The 17,287-nt window shown below is 66.9% G+C and carries 22 protein-coding genes and 1 pseudogene; 8 read left to right on the top strand and 15 right to left on the bottom strand.

Annotated features, from left to right (window positions below; all coding sequences use genetic code 11):
• Positions 1–113: 113 nt before the first annotated feature.
• From atpB to IPG61_19435, 3 genes are read right to left on the bottom strand one after another with little or no spacing between them, the layout of a single operon-like run.
• A complete protein-coding gene (gene atpB / locus IPG61_19445; GenBank protein MBK6736197.1) occupies positions 114–1,265 on the bottom strand; it encodes a F0F1 ATP synthase subunit A in 1,152 nt (383 codons plus the stop codon).
• Positions 1,246–1,653 carry a hypothetical protein gene (locus IPG61_19440; GenBank protein ID MBK6736196.1) on the bottom strand — a complete coding sequence of 136 codons (408 nt, stop codon included), beginning with the start codon at positions 1,651–1,653 and terminating at the stop codon, positions 1,246–1,248. Before IPG61_19440 ends, atpB begins: the two co-directional genes overlap by 20 nt.
• Positions 1,650–2,465, bottom strand: coding sequence for an undecaprenyl-diphosphate phosphatase (locus IPG61_19435; protein ID MBK6736195.1), 816 nt, complete (start codon positions 2,463–2,465; stop codon positions 1,650–1,652). The genes IPG61_19440 and IPG61_19435 overlap by 4 nt, the downstream gene beginning before the upstream one ends.
• A 214-nt stretch (positions 2,466–2,679) precedes the next feature.
• Between IPG61_19435 and IPG61_19430 the strand changes: the two genes are divergently transcribed.
• From IPG61_19430 to IPG61_19410, 5 genes are all read left to right on the top strand, one after another.
• Positions 2,680–4,269, top strand: a complete 1,590-nt coding sequence (locus IPG61_19430) for a hypothetical protein (protein ID MBK6736194.1) — start codon at positions 2,680–2,682, stop codon at positions 4,267–4,269.
• A gap of 19 nt (positions 4,270–4,288) precedes the next feature.
• Complete coding sequence (locus tag IPG61_19425; GenBank protein MBK6736193.1) at positions 4,289–4,975, top strand: cysteine hydrolase; 687 nt, start codon at positions 4,289–4,291, stop codon at positions 4,973–4,975.
• A 92-nt stretch (positions 4,976–5,067) separates the two neighbouring features.
• Positions 5,068–5,361: a hypothetical protein gene (locus IPG61_19420; protein MBK6736192.1), complete on the top strand. Its 294-nt coding sequence runs from the start codon at positions 5,068–5,070 to the stop codon at positions 5,359–5,361.
• A gap of 26 nt (positions 5,362–5,387) precedes the next feature.
• Complete coding sequence (locus IPG61_19415) at positions 5,388–5,900, top strand: endonuclease/exonuclease/phosphatase family protein (GenBank protein MBK6736191.1); 513 nt, start codon at positions 5,388–5,390, stop codon at positions 5,898–5,900.
• A 12-nt stretch (positions 5,901–5,912) separates the two neighbouring features.
• Positions 5,913–6,242 (top strand): endonuclease/exonuclease/phosphatase family protein, encoded by a 330-nt coding sequence (locus IPG61_19410; protein MBK6736190.1) that lies wholly within the window; start codon positions 5,913–5,915, stop codon positions 6,240–6,242.
• A gap of 124 nt (positions 6,243–6,366) precedes the next feature.
• On the opposite strand, the gene IPG61_19405 is transcribed toward IPG61_19410, so the two are convergent.
• From IPG61_19405 to IPG61_19380, 6 genes and pseudogenes are all read right to left on the bottom strand, one after another.
• Positions 6,367–6,855, bottom strand: a complete 489-nt coding sequence (locus tag IPG61_19405; GenBank protein MBK6736189.1) for a VOC family protein — start codon at positions 6,853–6,855, stop codon at positions 6,367–6,369.
• Between the two features lie 280 nt (positions 6,856–7,135).
• Complete coding sequence (locus IPG61_19400; protein ID MBK6736188.1) at positions 7,136–7,357, bottom strand: BrnA antitoxin family protein; 222 nt, start codon at positions 7,355–7,357, stop codon at positions 7,136–7,138.
• Positions 7,358–7,597: 240 nt separating this feature from the next.
• The gene (recQ, locus tag IPG61_19395) at positions 7,598–9,451 is read right to left on the bottom strand and encodes a DNA helicase RecQ (GenBank protein MBK6736187.1); all 1,854 of its coding nucleotides are present in this window, start codon (positions 9,449–9,451) and stop codon (positions 7,598–7,600) included.
• 87 nt (positions 9,452–9,538) lie between these two features.
• A complete protein-coding gene (locus IPG61_19390; GenBank protein ID MBK6736186.1) occupies positions 9,539–9,934 on the bottom strand; it encodes a DUF3224 domain-containing protein in 396 nt (131 codons plus the stop codon).
• A 171-nt stretch (positions 9,935–10,105) separates the two neighbouring features.
• On the bottom strand, positions 10,106–10,912 hold the full coding sequence (locus IPG61_19385; protein ID MBK6736185.1) for a phosphatase PAP2 family protein: 807 nt from the start codon (positions 10,910–10,912) through the stop codon (positions 10,106–10,108).
• A 27-nt stretch (positions 10,913–10,939) separates the two neighbouring features.
• Positions 10,940–11,296: pseudogene (locus tag IPG61_19380) on the bottom strand (DUF1801 domain-containing protein).
• A 163-nt stretch (positions 11,297–11,459) separates the two neighbouring features.
• Here IPG61_19380 and IPG61_19375 point away from each other — a divergent pair.
• From IPG61_19375 to IPG61_19365, 3 genes are all read left to right on the top strand, one after another.
• On the top strand, positions 11,460–11,684 hold the full coding sequence (locus tag IPG61_19375; protein ID MBK6736184.1) for a helix-turn-helix transcriptional regulator: 225 nt from the start codon (positions 11,460–11,462) through the stop codon (positions 11,682–11,684).
• Positions 11,671–12,354 carry a hypothetical protein gene (locus tag IPG61_19370; GenBank protein ID MBK6736183.1) on the top strand — a complete coding sequence of 228 codons (684 nt, stop codon included), beginning with the start codon at positions 11,671–11,673 and terminating at the stop codon, positions 12,352–12,354. Before IPG61_19375 ends, IPG61_19370 begins: the two co-directional genes overlap by 14 nt.
• Before the next feature lie 331 nt (positions 12,355–12,685).
• Entirely contained in the window at positions 12,686–13,342 is a 657-nt protein-coding gene (locus tag IPG61_19365) for a hypothetical protein (protein MBK6736182.1), read from the top strand.
• A gap of 168 nt (positions 13,343–13,510) precedes the next feature.
• On the opposite strand, the gene IPG61_19360 is transcribed toward IPG61_19365, so the two are convergent.
• From IPG61_19360 to IPG61_19335, 6 genes are all read right to left on the bottom strand, one after another.
• Positions 13,511–14,308 carry an ImmA/IrrE family metallo-endopeptidase gene (locus IPG61_19360; protein ID MBK6736181.1) on the bottom strand — a complete coding sequence of 266 codons (798 nt, stop codon included), beginning with the start codon at positions 14,306–14,308 and terminating at the stop codon, positions 13,511–13,513.
• Between the two features lie 47 nt (positions 14,309–14,355).
• Complete coding sequence (locus IPG61_19355) at positions 14,356–14,931, bottom strand: type II toxin-antitoxin system MqsA family antitoxin (GenBank protein ID MBK6736180.1); 576 nt, start codon at positions 14,929–14,931, stop codon at positions 14,356–14,358.
• A complete protein-coding gene (locus IPG61_19350) occupies positions 14,928–15,185 on the bottom strand; it encodes a hypothetical protein (GenBank protein ID MBK6736179.1) in 258 nt (85 codons plus the stop codon). Before IPG61_19350 ends, IPG61_19355 begins: the two co-directional genes overlap by 4 nt.
• Before the next feature lie 329 nt (positions 15,186–15,514).
• The gene (locus IPG61_19345) at positions 15,515–15,910 is read right to left on the bottom strand and encodes a toxin-antitoxin system HicB family antitoxin (GenBank protein MBK6736178.1); all 396 of its coding nucleotides are present in this window, start codon (positions 15,908–15,910) and stop codon (positions 15,515–15,517) included.
• A 13-nt stretch (positions 15,911–15,923) separates the two neighbouring features.
• Positions 15,924–16,172 (bottom strand): type II toxin-antitoxin system HicA family toxin, encoded by a 249-nt coding sequence (locus IPG61_19340; protein MBK6736177.1) that lies wholly within the window; start codon positions 16,170–16,172, stop codon positions 15,924–15,926.
• 540 nt (positions 16,173–16,712) lie between these two features.
• Positions 16,713–17,207: a helix-turn-helix domain-containing protein gene (locus IPG61_19335; protein MBK6736176.1), complete on the bottom strand. Its 495-nt coding sequence runs from the start codon at positions 17,205–17,207 to the stop codon at positions 16,713–16,715.
• Between the last annotated feature and the right edge of the window lie 80 nt (positions 17,208–17,287).

Raw genomic sequence — 17,287 nt, 5'->3', positions numbered from 1 at the left:
AACGCGTGCGCGCGTCTTCACTTTACGCGGGTTGCCCCGCGGTGGTCCCGGATCGCCATCGATCCGGAATTCCGGGCCCGACGCCCGAAGTTCTCTTGGCTGAGGCCCGCGCCCTAGTGGGCGTGGTGGCCTTCGCCGTGCTCGTCACCGTGGTGCCCGTGGGGCAGCCACAGCGCGATGTAGACCGTCGCCAGCAGCGTGAACACCAGCGCCTGGATGGTGCACGACAGCAGGCCCAGGAAATAGAACGGGAACTGCAGCGGCAGTCCCGGCACCCACGGGTTCTGCCCGCTGAGCGAGAAGCTGATGCCCGCGCCCAGCAGCACCATCGTGGCCACGAGCGTGTCCTCGCCGAAGATGTTGCCGAACAGACGCAGCGACAGCGAGACGGGCTTGATCAGCTCGCCCAGCAGGTGCAGCGGGAACAGCAGCAGCGAGAAGCCCCAGTCCATCTTCGTCTTCGGCGAGCCCGCCATGTGGTGCAGGTACCCGCCGATGCCGTTCTCCTTCAGCGCGATGCCCTGGACGTACAGGAACGTCATCATGCCCAGCGCGAAGGTGGTGTTGGCGAAGCTGCTGGTCGACGAGTGACCCAGCGGGATCAGGCCGAACAGGTTGTTGCAGAGGATGAACACGAACATCGAACCGAGGAACGGCGTGTAGCGCCGCGCGGTGCTCCCAATGATCGTCGCGAACAGCGAATACAGCCCGCCGAAGATCAGCTCGGCGGCCATCTGCGCGCGGCCCGGGTGGCGCGCATTCAGCTTGCCCGACAGCGAGATGAAAAAAGCGGCGATGATCGCCGCCATGAACAACGAGAAGATGGGATCCTTCAGCGCGTCGAGCTTCTCGCCCACCGGCTGCGGCACCCACTTCGAGATGAACGTGATGGCACTCGGCAGGTGCGGCATGCCGCCGCCGTGACCGCCGCCGTGCGCGGCCGCGTCGCCGTGCGTGGCGTCGGCGCCGTGCGCGTCGGTCGTGCCGTGGGCCGCATCGACGGCGTGGCCGTCGGTGGCCGGATGTTCGGTGGCCGCGTGCCCGGACTCAGCCGGCTCGCCGTGGGCATGGTCGGTGGCGGGCGCCTCGGCCGGCGACGCCTGGTGCGCCTCGGCGGGGGCCGCCTCGTGCTGCTCCGTGGCCGTGGCCGTGGCCGGCGCCGAATGGCCGTGTTCATCCGCGGCGAGGGCGTACCCGGGCGCCAGCAGGGCCGCTCCGAGCAGGAGGGCCAGGAGGGCGACGCGTTCAACTTTCAGTCGGTGCATCGTTTTCCCGTCGGGAGGACAGTCGGATCTCGGCGGAGCGGGCCTGTGCCCCGAGGACCACCAGGACGACCATCATTAAAGTGAACCCCACGGCGTGGCTCAGTGCTGGAAGCGGACGGGAAAATAGCACCCATACCGCGACGCCGTAAACTGCGATTTTTGCGGCACCCCAGAGGGCGATCGCAAACCCGTTGCGGGCCTTACCCGGCGGCAGCACCGCTGCGCGCAGCAGGCGCTCGAGCACCAGCAGGCCGGCAGCGGCCCACAGGGCTGTAAGGAAAATTCCGAGGGCAAATGCGAACGAAATCGCAAAAAATGCGACGACAGAGACAACCAGCGCGACTAAAATAGTCCACAAACGGACGTGGGCAAGCAGCTTTTCGTTCAACGCCCCACTCCGAACGCAAACGCGGCCGCCACAGCTACGCCAACCACGATCCGGTACCAGGCGAACGGCACGAAACTCCGCCGCGCCACGAACGCCAGCAACCCCTTGATGACCAGCAACGCCGACACGAACGCCACCAGGAACCCGATCGCGAACACCGGCAGGTCGCCCGCACCGAGCTGGTCGCGCACACCATATAACTTCAGGGCCGAGGCCCCGAGCATGGCCGGCACCGCCAGGAAGAACGAGAACTCGGTCGCTGCCGTCCGCGACAGCCCCAGCACCAGCCCGCCCATGATCGTCGCCCCCGACCGCGACACCCCCGGCCACAGGATCGACAACACCTGGATGAGCCCCACCCCCAGCGCCAGCTTCAGGGGGATGTCATCCAGGCTCGCCACCTTCACGGTGTGCTTCCGCTTCTCGATGATGAGGATGGCGATACCGCCGACCACCAGCGCCAGGGCCACCGGCAGCGGCTTGAACAGGCGCGCCTCGATCCAGTCGTCGGTCGGCAGCCCGATCACCACCGCCGGAATGGTGGCGATCACGAGGTTCAGCACCAGCTGCCGCGCCTTGCCGGGCTTCCAGAAGTTGAGCAGCAGGTCGAGGAACTTGCGCCAGTACAGCCAGACCACCGCCAGGATGGCCCCCAGCTGGATGAAGATGAGGAACGCATTGGCCGTGGGCCCCGTGAAATTCAGGAGGCTCTGCGTGAGGATCAGGTGCCCGGTCGACGAAACCGGGATGAACTCGGTCGCGCCTTCGACCAGCCCGAGGATCGCCGCTTTCAGCCACAAAAGGAGGTCCATGCCATCTCCGGGGATGCGGGGTGCGCTCGGGGATCGATTCTCCCGGCTCGGGACCGCCCAAGACTAGGGCCGATGGCGCGTTGAAGCAACCGTGGGGGTTGGGCGGGGCTCTCTATCTTGCATCGTACGGCAGTTGCAGGGTACCATCAGCAGCGGCACTGCCTGGGCTGGCGCCAGGAACGATTCCCGAACGCATGCGCAAAAGATGTATCCGATGGCCATCTCCGTGCTTTCCAGGAACCTGCATCGATTCAACGTGTGTCTCACCCTGGTCGTGGGCTGTGCCGCACTGGCGGCGCCGGGCGCGGCGCGGGCCGAGATGGCGGTGAACGTGTTCGGGTTCTCGCACCATCTGAATGCGTATGAGGGTTCGGGATTGCGCGAGTTCAATCCCGGGGCCGGCCTGCAGTGGACATTCGCCCAGACGAAGCGCGGCGCCCTGAACGGGAACCTGGGCGTGTACCAGGACTCGTACGGGCATGCGAACTGGCACTTGTCGCTGGGTGCCCGGGTGCGGCTGATCGGCGGCGTGTGGGTGGGCGCGCAGATGATCGACGCCGTGTCGCCGTCGCTCAACGACGGCTACCCGGTGCTGACGCCGTACCCGCTGGTGACGGTGAGGCTGCACGCCGTCGACGTGAACATGGCCTACATCCCGGAAGTGGGCTCCTTCAACGGGCTCTCGACGCTGGCGACCTTCGTCACGGTGTACCCCTGGGGCAGCGACGACCCTGGATCCGACGAAGACCAGGCCGCGCAGGACGACTCCTGGCAGGCGCTGGAGTTCACCGTCAATGGCCTCGACGGCATCAGCGGACTGAACGTCAACGGGTTCATGTGGCGTCACATGTTCAACGACGGCCACGGACTGCGCCTGGGCACGAGGCTGAGCGGCGATCTCCGCAAGGACACCTACAATGACCTCGAATCCGAGCCCAGGGGCACCTACGATGCCACGCTGCTGCTGCAGTACCTGCGTCGTCATGAACCGCGCGGCCACGTGCGTCCCTACTGGGCAACCGGCCTGCAGACTGATTTCCGGGCCGGATATGGTTCATCCGGCCTGGACTTCGAATGGCGCACCAACGTGGGCGTCGAATACACGCTCAGCCGCAATGCGGCACTGGCATTGGAGTCCGGACTCGGCGTCGTCTACCATCGGTTTGCCTACAACGAGGGTTTCCCGGATGAATATCGCGAATGGTACCTCACCCAGCCGAGCGTACGCATGATGCTCGTTGCGCGCCGCGGCGACGATGATGCCGCCGCCACGACCGGGACTGCCGGCAGGAGCGGCGTCGGGTCGGCGCTCCTCGTCATGATTGGGCCCAATTTCAGGGTGCAACCACTGGAAGGCAGCGCGATTGCCTGGCGCCGCCTCGACGATACCGGGCGCGGTTGGCGCTGGCTTCTCCAGCCGAATCTTCGTACGAGCGACAGGGATGAGGATGGCAGAACAGAATTCGACCTGATGGTACGCGCCGAGCGTATCCGGCGCCGCGTCGGTGACGACGGCGTGGCGGACTACTGGGGGCTCGGCCCTTTGGTCAGGTACAAGTACTACGAGTACTGGCAGGAATACGACGACGACGTCGAAACCAACCTCAATCGTTCCCTCGCGATCGGCGTCAGCGCCGTGGTCGGGGCCGAGTTCCGCATTGTCGGCGATATCCACGTGTTGGCCGAATATTCCGCCAGCCTCAGGTGGATGCGCGAACTGTCGGGCGCGACCGCGCGCCGCACAAGCTGGCGGCTTGCGAACGACGATGTCCGCCTGGGACTCGCCGTCGGTTTCGGGAACTGACAAACGAAAGGTCCACGCAATGCGCAACACAACCTCAATCGCCGCCGCACTGCGCAGGAGTGCCAGGGCCCTTGCCGTGATCACGGCTGTCACGCTCACGACGAGCCTCGTCACTTCGCTGACGCTGGGCTTCGCGCTGGCCGCCGCCCAGCCGGCGCGGGCGGCCGAGACCGCCGCCGCGGAAGCTCCCGCGACCGCGCTGCTCATCATCGACATCCAGGACTTCTACTATCCCGGCGGCGCGCTGCCGCTGAGCGCGCCCGAAGCGGCCGGCGCCAACGCGGCGCGCCTGCTCGAGAAAGCACGCGCGGCGGGCAAGGCAGTCATCCACGTGGGCCACAACGCGAAGGCCGGGCGCGGCTTCCACGCCGACGTGATGCCGCGCGAGGGCGAGAAGATCGTCATGAAGGACGAGGTCAACGCGTTCCTGAACACCGGCCTGCAGGCGATGCTGCAGGAGGCCGGCATCAAGCGGCTGGTGCTGTGCGGCATGCAGACGCACATGTGCGTCGAGGCGGCCACGCGTGCGGCGAGCGATCTTGGCTACGAGGTGCTCGTCGTCGGCGACGCCTGCGCCACGCGCGACCTGAAGTCCGGCGACACGACGGTGCCGGCAGCGCACGTGCACGCTGCCACGCTCGCGACGCTGGACCGCACGTATGCCAAGGTTGTGACGGTGGATGAGGCGCTGGCCGCGCTGGAATAGCGCGCTGGCGCGGCGCAAGTCACGGGATCGTGAGAGTTGCGCCGGCGCAATTCACGACGGCTGCCCGCAGTACATTTGAAGGGAATGGATGCATGACCGATTTCCTGAAAGGTGAAGTCGTCCTGGCGATGCCGGTCCTGGCGACCGCGGTGATCACGTTCCTCGTGGAGATCATCGCGCACCGGTTCACCGTGATCCCGCGGTCGGCCAACCGCGGCTTCTTCCTGCTGATCCTGCCGGTCGTCGTCAGCCTGTTCGGCCTGAAGATGCCGCCGGCGATGAGCGTCGTCAGCACCGTGGCCGGCCTCGGCTGGATTCTCTGGTGCCAGCGGCGGTCGCGGTATGCGGCCGCCGCTGACAACGCGGTGCCGGTGGAAGAGGCGTGATCGCGACCAACGAAGGAAGCTGGCTCATGCGCACATCATCGATCGCAGCAGTGGCGATCCTGCTTGTCGCCGCGACGGCGGCCGCACTTGCGCCGGCGCAAGTCCCCGCCCCTGCAAACGGTTTCACCGCCGTCACGCTCAACCTCTGGCACGACCAGCAGAACTGGCCGGCGCGGAGCACCGTCATCGTCGACACGCTGCGCGCGTTGGCGCCCGACGTCATCTTCCTGCAGGAAGTGCTCGAGAAGGAAGGGCTGCCCAACCAGGCGCAGCAACTGGCGGACAGCCTGGGTTGCGTGTTCGTGTTCACGTCGGTGGACCCGGTGGGCGGGGCCAAGCGCTACGGCAATGCGATCCTCACGCGGCTGCCGATCGTGGCGCAGCACGAGGTGAAGCTGCCACCGCTCGACGACTACCGCGTGGCGGCGCACGCGCGCGGCTCGCGCTGCCGGACGGGCGGTCACTTGAGACCTATGTCACGCACCTGCACCACACGGGAGAGGGTGCGGAGATCCGCGCCGAGCAGATTGCCGGATTGATGGCGTTCGTCGATGCGACGCGTGCTGACGGCCCCTGACGCTGCGCTTCTCATCGGCGGCGACTTCAACGCCGAACCCGACCGGCTCGAACTGGCGCCCATGTTCGAGCGCTTCACCGACGTGCTGGCGACCGTGCACCCGGGCCTGGTGCTGCCCGCCGCCGCGACGTTCGGCCCGGCCACGGGCACGACGCCGCGGCGCATCGACTACCTGTTCTGCAACGGTGAGCAGCTGGTGCCGACCGCGGCGCGCGTGGTGCTGGGCGCGCCGTCGCCGGCCGGCGTGTGGGGATCGGACCATTGCGGGGTGTGGGCGCGGTTCGGGGCGCTGAAGCGGCGATAGGGCGAGCGACGGGCCGCCCACTTGCGCCGGCGCAAGTCGCGAGACGAGGCAGGCGGCGGCGCAACGATCACTTCGTCGTGAGAGTTGCGCCGGCGCAAGTCGCGGGCTTCACAAGTCCCGGGCTTCACGACCCGCGTCGCGCCGCCTCGATGGCGGCGACATCGATCTTCGTCATCCCCATCATCGCCTCGAACACGCGCCCGGCCACGGCGGCATCGGGATCGGTGACGCCTTGCGTCAGGGCGATCGGCGTGATCTGCCACGACACCCCCCACTTGTCCTTGCACCAGCCGCAGGCGCTCTCCTGGCCGTCGTTGCCGATGATCGCGTTCCAGTAGCGATCGGTCTCGGCCTGGTCGACGGTGGCGACCTGAAACGAGAACGCTTCGCTGTGCTGGAACGCGGGTCCGCCGTTGAGCCCGAGGCAGGGAATGCCCATCACCGTGAACTCGACGGTCAGCACGTCGCCCTGCTTGCCCGACGGATAGTCGCCCGGTGCGCGCATCACCGCGCCCACGGACGAGTCGGGGAAGGTCCTGGCGTAGAACCGTGCGGCTTCCTCGGCGTCGCCGTCGTACCAGAGGCAGATCCTGTTCTTTGCGGAGTTCACCATCTCGCTTCTCCGTATGGTCGTGAGCGGCCCGTCGCTGCGGCGTGGCCGGACGGCGGGGCTCGGTCGGCTGGTGGCCTGGGGGACGGGACATGCCGTATCACGCGGGGTGTACGGATGCCGTGTGCCTAACAAATCGTTGAAGCGGGGGAATGGCCACATCGGGCAGGCGCGAAGCGGCACCTATCCAAATAGTGCCACAAGCTGTGGCACTTTTGCCGCGCCCAGCCAGGTGGACGCTAGCTCCATAATTAGCATGAGGATACGCGCTGCATCCGCCGAATTACCTTTTCGGCTTCCATTCGAGATTCAGCCGACGCTCGTTCGCCGCACAGTCGCGCAGGTAGAGGTTGATAAGGGTCTGGTACGGGATACCGATTTCCTCGGCAAGTGCCTTGAACCAGGTGACGGTGACCTCATCCAGCCGGATGGTGACCTGGGTCTTCTTGAGTCGGGCGGCGTAGGGGTTCTTGCTGCCCTTCGAGAAATCGTAGGTCTTGCGCATATCAGTTGGCTCCATGCTGGCCCGGTTCGCAATCCTGTCTGATAACATTGTAAATACTTTGTATGTGCACTTCAAGTCGGGCTTGGCCGGCACGGAGCGAAGTGGGGATGTTGCGTTGAAGCGCGACCAGCCCACTTGCGCCGGCGCAACAATCGCCAAATCGTGAAACTTGCGCCGGCGCAAGTGACTCCATATCAAAAGAGATTCCACGGGGCCAAGTCCCGGGCGCGCGTTAAGCCCTCACCCCTCCTCCACCCTCATCTCCGCCAAGAACGCCTCCCCATACCTCTCCAGCTTGGCCTGCCCCACCCCGTTGATGCCGAGCAACGCCGCCTCCGAAGTCGGCCGCCGGCGCGCCATTTCGGCCAGCGTCTTGTCATGGAAGATGACATACGGCGGCACGCCCGCTTCCGACGCCAGGCGCTTGCGGAGCGTGCGCAGGCGCTCGAAAAGCAGGGTGGTGGCGGCATCCGGCTCCACCGCGTCGTCGAAATCGGCCGCCAGGGCCAGTTCGGCGCGGCGGGCTTTGCGGGCGGCGCCGCGACCTGCGCCGGCAGTCGCGCGTTGCAACACATCGCGCCGCAGGTGCAGCGGCTGCTCGCCCCGCAGCACCGGGCCCGCCGCCGACGTCAGGCGCAGGCCGCCGTAGCCCTCGGGGTCGAGCGCCAGGTAGCCGCCGGCCACCAGCTGGCGGATGACGCTGCGCCAGCCGAAGGCGTCCAGTTCGTTGCCGATGCCGTAGGTCGACAGCTTGTCGTGGCCCAGGCGCAGCACGCGTTCGGCGGCGCCGCCGCGCAGCACCTCGATGATGTGTTGCGCGCCGAAGCGCTGGCCGGTGCGGGCGACGCACGACAGAGCCTTCTGTGCGACGACGGTGGCGTCGAACGTCTCGGGCGGCCACAGGCAGGTGTCGCAGTTGCCGCACGGCTCGGGCATCACTTCGCCGAAGTGGGCCAGCAGGCGCTGGCGGCGGCAGGCTGTGACTTCGCAGTAGCCGAGCATCGCGTCGAGTTGTTGCGAGGCGCGGCGGCGATGCATCTCGTCACCTTCGCCGTCGTCGACCAGCTTGCGCAGCATCACCACGTCCTGCAGGCCGTAGCAGAGCCAGGCGTTGGCCGGCAGTCCGTCGCGGCCGGCGCGACCGGTCTCCTGGTAGTAGCCCTCCACGCTCTTGGGCAGGTCGAGGTGCGCGACGAAGCGCACGTCGGGCTTGTCGATGCCCATGCCGAACGCGATGGTCGCGCAGACGACCAGGCCGTCCTCGTTGAGGAAGCGCTCCTGATGGCGACGGCGCACCGCGGCGTCGAGCCCGGCGTGGTACGGCACGGCGGGGATGCCGTTCTGAACCAGGAACGCGGCCGTCTCCTCCGTCTTCTTGCGGGCCAGGCAGTATACGATGCCGGCGTCGCCGGCGTGCTCGTCGCGCAGGAACTTGAGCAGTTGCTTGCGCGGCTCGTCCTTCGGCACCACGCGATAGCGGATGTTGGGGCGATCGAAACCGCCCACATACACGCGGCCGCCTTCCAGCCGCAGGTTGGTGAGAATCTCGGCGCGCGTGCGCTCGTCGGCCGTGGCGGTGCAGGCCAGGCGCGGCACGCCCGGGTAGCGCTCGGCCAGGACCGACAACTGCAGGTACTCGGGACGGAAGTCGTGTCCCCACTGGGAGACGCAGTGCGCCTCGTCGATCGCGAACAGCGCGATGGCGGCCTTGTCGAGCAGTTCGAGGGTGCGCGGCTGCAGCAGCCGCTCGGGGGCGATGTAGAGCAGTTCGATGTCGCCGCCCAGCAGCCGGCGCTCGACGTCCGCGGCTTCCCTCATCGACAATGTCGAGTTGAGGAATGCGGCCTTCAGGCCCAGTTGCGTCACGGCGCCGACCTGGTCCTGCATCAGCGCGATCAGGGGCGAGACGATGATGCCGGTGCCCTCGCGCAGCAGCGACGGGATCTGGTAGCACACCGACTTGCCGCCGCCGGTGGGCATGAGCAGCAGGGCGTCGCCGCCCGCTGTCAGGTGGTCGATGACCGCGGCCTGGTGGCCGCGGAAGGCGGGGTAACCGTAGGTGGTGTTGAGGATGCCGAGCGCTGTGTGTTGCATCCCGGCAGGCTAGCCAGAAGCGGGCCCCGGGGCAAGGGCGGTGAATGCGCGCACGCCACCAACGCCGCCACGGGGCCCCGCCAGGCGCTACGGCCGCTCCAGCGTGTACCTCAACTCGTAGCGATGGCCATCCTCGGCGAAGATGATGTCCAGTTCGCCGGCCAGTCCTGCCAGTTCGTCGGTCCCCGAGTCCGGCACCACGGTCACTTGCAGGCGGGTGGGCGTACCGCGCGTCATGAGCCCCTCGTGCTGCAGCACGAAGCTGCCGCGGCGCCCGTCGAGGGTGCCGGTGACCTGCTCCAGCGCCACGTACCCCGCCGATCCCTCGGTCGCCGACTGGAAGGCCATCATCTGGCCGCGGCTGACGGCCGTGAGCGCGCCGTGGTACTGTTTGTCGAGCAGCAGGCGGCCGAACGGGCCGGCGGCTTCGCCGTCGGCGGGTTGGGGAATCATCTTCACGTCGAAGGCGCCGGTGGCGGTCATGGTCGTCTCCAGGGTTGCGGTCGATTGGGAGGTGGCGGCGTCAAGTTGTGTCGCAGGCGCCGCGGCGGCAACCGGAGCCTGGGCGACGAGCAGCATCAACAGGAGCATCAGGAACATGGTCATCCTCCGGTTCGAATTCTCGTGGGGGTGAAACTCCCTGCGCGAGGTGAATCAGAACCCGAAGCCGACGCCGATGCGCGCGCCTTCCACCGGCGCGGCGGTTGTGCCGTCATCAGCGAGCTCATGCAGATGCGGCACCAGCCATCCCGCCGTGGCGCCGATCGCCGCGCCCGCCAGGATGTCGGTCGGGAAGTGGTACCCCGCCTCGTAACGCAGCCAGCCCACGGTGGCCGCCGCGCCCAGGCATCCCGCCCAGACCCAGCCCTCACCGCGCGGCTGCAGCTTCCCGTGCACCGTGGCAAGGAAGACCATCGCCGCGAACGACTGCGCCGTGTGGCCCGAAGGAAACGAGCGCCGCGCCATGCCCGACAGGCGCAGCGCCGGGTCGATGCGCGCGTCGTCGTTGTACGTGAACGGCCGCGGCCGCGCGACAGCGTGCTTGAGCAGCGCCGTGGCGCCGCCCGAGAGGAGCATCGTCTCGGCATACATGAGCGCCACGCGGCCGCCGCGCTCGCGACCGGGACCGACCGCAGCAACGGCGAGCGGCGCGATGGTGAGTGTCGTCACGAGGCGATCGCTGGCCTTCGCCGCGCCGGGCGACCAGCGGCGGGTGGCGGCGCGGTCGATCGACGGCAACGCTGCGACATCGAGCGCGGCCAGCTCCGCCGGCGTGAGCGGCGTGTTGTCGTGCGCGAGGATCAGGCTGGTGAGCAGGAGGCTGGTGCCGGTGGCGGCGAGCGCGGCCTCGCGGCCGGTGCGCAGGTTGTAGGGGAACGGCGAGGCGGCGTGCGCGGTGGCGGGCGGGAGCGCCAGCAGTGCGGCCAATGTGAGGATGGTTGCGGCGCCACGCACGTTCATCAAGCCTTCGCGTTCAGGGCCGCCGCCGCGCACGAGCGTCTTCAGCGCGGCCTCGTTCACCTTGTCGCCTTCACGATAGTCGATCGCGCGCCGCGTGTTGCCTTCGAGGCTGGAATTGAAGAGGCCCTTCGGGTCCTTCAGCGCCGCACCCTTGGCGAAGGTCAGCTTCACGGTGCTCTTGTAGGCCTCACCCGTGCAGATGATGCCGTCGCGCGACCACACCGGCACGCGCCACTTCCACTCCTAGACGATGGCGGGGTCGGCCGCGCGGATCACGGCGCGCAGGCGGGCGAGCAGATCGCCGCGCCAGTCACCCAGTTCCTCGATGCGCTCGTCGATCAACTGCGAAGCCGGGGCGGCCGATTCGGGGGTCTGCTTCTTCATGCTCGCTCTCCCTCTGTCTTATGAAAGCGACACGGTAATCGACCTGACGGCGAATGGCAGCGTAAACCTTGCCACAACTTGGGCTTAAGAGCGCCGAGGCCGCGCGCGGCCAAAATGTCATTCACCATTGACAAAAAGTGCGCTATAGCGTACATTCAACCCCATGAAACTCACCAACCACCTGAAACAGCACCGCGCCCGCCTCGATTTGACCCAGGAAGACCTGGCCGCCGCCGTCGGTGTGCGCCGCCAGACCATCCTGGCCATCGAGAAGGGCAAGTACGTGCCCTCGGCCCTGCTCGCGTTCACGCTGGCCGACGCCCTGGGCATGCCCGTCACCGACCTGTTCGAGCTCGTCGAGGGAGGGGATGACGATGATGACGCGTGAGACCCCCAGGCGCTTGCCGTCGATCGACGCGATCGCGTTCGGCATCGGCGTGGTGGCCCTGGCCGGCACCTGGCTCTATCCGCGCCTCGAGGTCGCGTTCGCCCTGGCGGTGTTCCTGCCGTCGGTGCTGCGCGAGATCGGCTGGTTGAAGGATGCGGATGAATGGACGATGGGCGTGACGCGTCGCGCCGGGTTTCATGCGTTGTTGGCGGTGGCTGTCCTGCTCTTCGCCGGGCGCCTCGGGCCGAACGTGAGTGCGGCCTTCAGTGGCGAGACGCCACGCAAGCTGTTGGTCGAGGTCTTCGCCGTCAGCTATCTGCTCCAATACTGGGGCGCTCGCGCCGGCACGTTCCGGCTGCTGCTGGGTGCATCGGTGCTCACTGCCGCGTCGATTTCGATCGTCCTGACGGGATCCTTTGCCGAGAGGACGACAGCGGCTGCGGGATTCGTTCTACTGGCGGCCGCAGGTCTCGCGGGGCTCGCTTTTCTTGCGCGACGTGCGCCGCGCGTCACCGGCTGGCTCCTGCTGGCCCTCTGTGCCCTGCCATTGGCGATGGTGATCTCGCAGCACGGCGAATCGCGATTGATGTGGACACCGATGGTGGCGTTCCTGCATGCGGCGGTGGTGCTGGGGATCAGCGGGGGGATGTTGGTGCGGGGGCGGGAATAGTCGCACTCCGTGAATCAGCACCTGATTGATGCCATTGGGGATTTTGTGCAGTCCTATGACTTGCGCCGGCGCAAGAATCACGGTGGCTTGAAGACTTGCGCCGGCGCAACTGCCGCCGTCAATCGGTCTATCCACTTCGGCCCAACGCGTCCCGCGCTGGCGACACAATCCACCCCCGGCCCATGGCGGCCGCCAGACCGAAGCTCCACTCCCGCGGCGTCCACAGCGCGGTTTCCGGCAGTTGCGAGCGGGCTGGCACCCGGCGTGCCCACGGGTTCCCTGCGCTCAAGCGGGCAGTCTCCCGCCATGCGCGCAGCAAATGGAGCTCCCGATGCACAACCACAGACGAACGCCGCAGACCGGGAAGAGCCCGCCCCAGTCCCAACCGGCCTACCCGTTGGACCACGCCGCCATCGACGGCGCTGTGTACTGGACCGCCAGAATCCGCCTGCCAGGCCGAGAGCCGTGCGACTACCCGATCGCAGCAACGTGCAAGCGGCGCCTCGAAAGAGCCCTGGGTGACCGCGGCTTCGAGAACTTCTTCTGTTTCGATTCGCGCTACCAGATCGTCTGCGTCCGCCTGGCGGCCGTGCAGTCCATCCATCTGCTGTGGGACAGCGCTGTCGACGGGGCCCGTTTCGAGAACCAGGATGATCTCGAGGAACGTCCCGAAGGCCGCGGCGCGTTGCGGGTCCATTTCACCTCTGACCGCGCCGTGGTGGAATTTGTCGTCGATGCGGACGACCCGGGGGAAATCGAAGACGGCGATCCCGATTGCCGTCCGCTGGCCTCCTTCGCCGGGGAACTTGAGGTCTGGACGCCAGGCTGCGGCATGGTCTCGTTCACCGATGACAATGGCGGGGAAGATGTCCATCTCAACCCCGCACGCGTGGCGATCGTCGAGATTCCCCTGGCGGCCGTCGGCAGCCCGCGACACGCCGGGCACGCGCGCGACTTGACCGGTGGTCAGTCGCGCGCGGAATCGTGAATCAGCCCTCGCGACTCATCCGTTCGCGATGGGCGGGCTTGGGATGCGATGCCGGCTTATCGTTAATGCGGCTTGCGATGGATTTCACGCGGTTCTGTGAGTTGCGCCGGCGCAACAATCACGGGGGCGGGAGAAGTTGCGCCAGCGCAAGTGGCACCCGCCACTGCCCTAAGCCCCACCCTTCGTCGGCATCGCGAGCCCCATGACATGGCCCTGATCGAAGTACCACTCGACCCTGAACGCTCCGCCCGCATCCCCCGCCAGCGGCATCTCCACCACGATCGAGTCGGCGAGGTCGCGCCCGCCGGTCGACAGCGCCGCGGCGATTTCGGCGGGCGCCTCGCCTTCAACGCGGGCGAACCATCGCGTCCTGAACGACGTCGACGCCGAGCAGTACTTCACCCGCCAGACTGCGGACTGGGACGCGTCGATGACCGAGCGATCTGCCTGTCGCTCGCAGACGACCAGCATGACCGGGGCATGGTGCTTCTCCACCAGGCGGCGTGCTGTCGCTTCGAATGAGGCCTGGTACTTCAGCGCCAGCGCCTTGACCGTCGCGGCCGATACCGGCAGGGCCTGCGCCTCCACCGTGAAATAATGGCCCTTGAACAGCAGGTCGGCGGCGAAAAGGTTGGCCTGCACTTCGAAGTCGAGGCGCGCCCGGTGGCTGAGTCCTTCGGCATCGCAGAGGTAGAGCGCGTGGCGATGATCCTGCAGCACGTAATGGGCAATCTCGTGCAGGGTGCTGAAGCGCACCCACTGCGGGTCGAGCGCGGCATCGACGGCGACCAGGTGGTCGGGAGACGACAGCAGCGCGCGCGCGGTGCGGGCGTCGTCGGGAAGGACGTCGCGAAGCGCCGTCGCGAAATCCACCGGCAGGAAATCCAGGCCCAGGAACGATAGCAGGCGGGCCGGGTCGATGGCGCCCGGCTGGTCCTGCGCAGTGGCGTGCAGCAGGCGCACCATCAATTCGTGCGGCGCGATCCCGGGTGCACCGCGCAACATTCTCGCGGTCACTGGTCCTTCCCCTTCGATGCCAGGATGCGCAGGCGCAGGCGCAACTCGTCGGCCAGCGCCACGTCGAGTTCGGCCCCGTGCGCCGCCAGCGCCAGTTCGCTGCACCCTTCCTGGTTACCGAGGTCGGCCAGATAGGCATCGATCACGGCCTGACGCTGCGGGTCGCGCTGTACCGACAGCTGGGCGAACGCTTCGGGCACGCGGTCGGCCAGGCGGATGAGGTTGTCGCTCGACAGGTTCTGCAACGAACGGCCCGCCTCCCACCGGCAATACGTCTTCTCGCCGACGCCCACGAAAATCGCCATCTCGGTCTGCGTCAGCCCCGCGCGCTCGCGCACGGCGCGAATCTCATCAGGTCGCAGGTAACCCAGCCGTTCGATGCGCTGCGCTTCGAGCTCGGCGAGCAACGCGGCGGGGAGGATCTCCTCGTTGCACGCGGCGCACGCCTCCCACTTGGCGTTGGCCACGGTGAACGGCCCGCCAGGGATGTTGGGCGGCGGGTACATCTTGTACTGGCCCTCGTGGTGGATGAGGGCTGGCGCGCCGCACAGGGGGCATTGGGGCTCGGTCATGACGGGCTGCCTCTCGATGGGCTGTGGGGATCGTCGGGGTGGGCCGACACCACCAGCAGCAACTGCTGCACGAGCGGGTTCCCCCTGACGAGGAACTTGCAATAGAACTTCCGCCCCACCAGCTCGGGCCAGATCTCGAAAGCGGGTTGGCCGTCATCCTGGCCGTGCATCAGGGTCCGCTTCACCGGTCGATCCTCGACGATCCAATGCCACAGGGCGTCGCAGGCGTCGGCCACCGTCAGGCCATGAGCCATCAGGTCGTAGAGAGCCCTTTGGGTCGCAGTCGCCCGGCTCGGGTCGGCCGCGAGGGCGCGCAGTAATCGTCGTTCCTGGTCGGACGCCTGGGCCTGGGGCACGAGGAACCTGCCGGTGATTGGTTCGGCGACCAGGGAGGGTCGTTTAGTACTATATGATACCCAATATGGGCGCACCAGACAACATCATTGGACCAAAACATGCGCCGCACGGACTCTGATTCGTATATAGTTTGTCGTTTGGTCACTTGCGCCGGCGCAAGAATCACGGCCGCGGGAGAAGTTGCGCCGGCGCTGACGGGCCACCCCCGCCTGCCCGCCAACGCCCCTCACTCCCGGTCGAGCCCCTCCCCACAAGCCACCCTGAACCGCTCCGTCACATGGTCCGCCGCATGCCAGAGCGCGGAGCCCTCGGACAACAACGTGCAGACCAGGGTGTTCAGTGAGACACCTTCGCGCTCGGCCTGCATGGCGAGCCGCGCGTGCAACGTGCGCGGCAGGCGCACGCGGAACTGCCCGCTGTGCGCCATGTGGCCTGAAGGTATGGGCGGCGTGGCGCCGGATGCGGCCATGTCCTCGAGGACCAGTCCGATGGCGACCTTCAGTCCGCTCACGGCTTCTTCTTCCGTGTCGCCAAGGGCCATGAGGTGAGCCAGCTCCGGGCAAGTGGCCACGTATTGGTTGTCCTCGGCGCTCCAGGCGATGTACTGGCTGTAGCCGGGCATGGGGGTCTCCTTATCAGTCGTCGAGCCAGCCCTGGGAGTGGGCGTAGTCGAGCAGTTGTCTTACTTGCGCGATCTTCGCCATGCCGCCGGACTCCTGGAAGTTGAAGTACGGATGGCCCGGCCGCTTGAAGATGCGATGGCTGCCGCGCTGCCGGACCTGATGGAAGCCGAACAGTCCTGCCAGCCGCTCCAGCTCTCCAAACGTGAGTGAGCCAGGGTGCCTGCAGGCTCGTTCAATGAGCTTGTCTGCGCGCGACATCATCGCTCCAAAGGATATGGTACCAAATACGGTACCAGCAATCAATGGAATCTTGGAAATTCTCTGGAGCGGGATCGGTGCCGGCGGGCCAGACTTCGTTAACTCATTATATAACAGCGAATTTAGTTGCACGGGCAGCGGTGACTCTCGGGCGCGGTGTCCATGGGGGATCAATGCGGCGTGGTGATGGGTCCCTGGGTATTCACACCTTGAACTCGAAGAGGCAGCTGCCGTACAGTTAGAGATCGCTACGGGAGGCAGGACCGATGCTGGAAAAGAAGACTGACACCCCGGAGTCCGCCGCATTCTGGGCCCGCGTCGAGCGCGTCAAAGCCGGCATCAATGAATGGCCGGAATGGAGACGACGGCTCATGGAGATCGATCCTCCCTTGGGGCGGTCTGAAACGATGACGACACGCTGCGCGACACGAGGAGCGGCGGTTCGAAATAGCGCGATTGGTTTCTCCGCCGGGCGCCATCACTTGCGCCGGCGCAAGTGCCCTGCATACAGTACGCAGGCATCGATATCCGCAGTGAAGTTCGTCACTCCCCGTATCCCAGATCCAGATCCTGCGCCTGTCCCGCCAGCTCCCCCAACGCCTCCACGCGCGTGGCCTCGTGCGCACGCTTGTAGGCCATGAGGTCGCGGAACAGAACGCGGCGATGCGTGCCGACCTTGCGGTGGGCCAGGCGGCCCGACTCCAGTTCCTTGACCAGGAACGGGCGGGAAACGCCGAGAAGGTCGGCGGCCTGCTGGGTGGTGAGTTCGGCGTGGACGGGGATCAGGGTCACGGCATGTCCTTCCGCCATGGTGGCGAGCAGCTCGACCAGCAGGCGCACGGCCGCGGTGGGAAGCACCACGGGGCGGTCGAGGCCAGGCACCTGGATGGGAAGGTCAGCTTCCAGAAAGCGTGCCAGCTCACGAACCGCGTCGGCGGCGAGGCGGATCTCCGCTTCGGTGGGCTGGATGGGATCGGGTTGCGGGGAGGGCAAGGCGGGGCTCCTTGGGTATTTCGGGATGGTAAAGGAGATTCGCATTATTCGCAATATATGAAATAAACGAAACAGCTTCTCTGGTTGGCCAGGTGTGCCCGAAGGGGGGATGGGCAATGGCGACT

Source organism: bacterium (assembly GCA_016703265.1).
Taxonomy (GTDB): Bacteria; Krumholzibacteriota; Krumholzibacteriia; order LZORAL124-64-63; family LZORAL124-64-63; genus CAINDZ01.
The sequence above is the reverse complement of the archived record's forward strand: the minus strand, read 5'-3'. Positions and strand labels throughout refer to the sequence as shown.

Bases quoted from the DNA above. Each gene is read 5' to 3' on its own strand.
- atpB (MBK6736197.1), bottom strand. From the start codon at position 1,265: ATGCACCGACTGAAAGTTGAACGCGTCGCCCTCCTGGCCCTCCTGCTC.
- IPG61_19435 (MBK6736195.1), bottom strand. From the start codon at position 2,465: ATGGACCTCCTTTTGTGGCTGAAAGCGGCGATCCTCGGGCTGGTCGAA.
- IPG61_19430 (MBK6736194.1), top strand. From the start codon at position 2,680: ATGGCCATCTCCGTGCTTTCCAGGAACCTGCATCGATTCAACGTGTGT.
- IPG61_19425 (MBK6736193.1), top strand. From the start codon at position 4,289: ATGCGCAACACAACCTCAATCGCCGCCGCACTGCGCAGGAGTGCCAGG.
- IPG61_19420 (MBK6736192.1), top strand. From the start codon at position 5,068: ATGACCGATTTCCTGAAAGGTGAAGTCGTCCTGGCGATGCCGGTCCTG.
- IPG61_19415 (MBK6736191.1), top strand. From the start codon at position 5,388: ATGCGCACATCATCGATCGCAGCAGTGGCGATCCTGCTTGTCGCCGCG.
- IPG61_19410 (MBK6736190.1), top strand. From the start codon at position 5,913: ATGCGACGCGTGCTGACGGCCCCTGACGCTGCGCTTCTCATCGGCGGC.
- IPG61_19405 (MBK6736189.1), bottom strand. From the start codon at position 6,855: ATGGTGAACTCCGCAAAGAACAGGATCTGCCTCTGGTACGACGGCGAC.
- IPG61_19400 (MBK6736188.1), bottom strand. From the start codon at position 7,357: ATGCGCAAGACCTACGATTTCTCGAAGGGCAGCAAGAACCCCTACGCC.
- recQ (MBK6736187.1), bottom strand. From the start codon at position 9,451: ATGCAACACACAGCGCTCGGCATCCTCAACACCACCTACGGTTACCCC.
- IPG61_19390 (MBK6736186.1), bottom strand. From the start codon at position 9,934: ATGACCGCCACCGGCGCCTTCGACGTGAAGATGATTCCCCAACCCGCC.
- IPG61_19385 (MBK6736185.1), bottom strand. From the start codon at position 10,912: ATGAACGTGCGTGGCGCCGCAACCATCCTCACATTGGCCGCACTGCTG.
- IPG61_19375 (MBK6736184.1), top strand. From the start codon at position 11,460: ATGAAACTCACCAACCACCTGAAACAGCACCGCGCCCGCCTCGATTTG.
- IPG61_19370 (MBK6736183.1), top strand. From the start codon at position 11,671: ATGATGACGCGTGAGACCCCCAGGCGCTTGCCGTCGATCGACGCGATC.
- IPG61_19365 (MBK6736182.1), top strand. From the start codon at position 12,686: ATGCACAACCACAGACGAACGCCGCAGACCGGGAAGAGCCCGCCCCAG.
- IPG61_19360 (MBK6736181.1), bottom strand. From the start codon at position 14,308: ATGGTGCGCCTGCTGCACGCCACTGCGCAGGACCAGCCGGGCGCCATC.
- IPG61_19355 (MBK6736180.1), bottom strand. From the start codon at position 14,931: ATGACCGAGCCCCAATGCCCCCTGTGCGGCGCGCCAGCCCTCATCCAC.
- IPG61_19350 (MBK6736179.1), bottom strand. From the start codon at position 15,185: ATGGCTCATGGCCTGACGGTGGCCGACGCCTGCGACGCCCTGTGGCAT.
- IPG61_19345 (MBK6736178.1), bottom strand. From the start codon at position 15,910: ATGCCCGGCTACAGCCAGTACATCGCCTGGAGCGCCGAGGACAACCAA.
- IPG61_19340 (MBK6736177.1), bottom strand. From the start codon at position 16,172: ATGATGTCGCGCGCAGACAAGCTCATTGAACGAGCCTGCAGGCACCCT.
- IPG61_19335 (MBK6736176.1), bottom strand. From the start codon at position 17,207: ATGCGAATCTCCTTTACCATCCCGAAATACCCAAGGAGCCCCGCCTTG.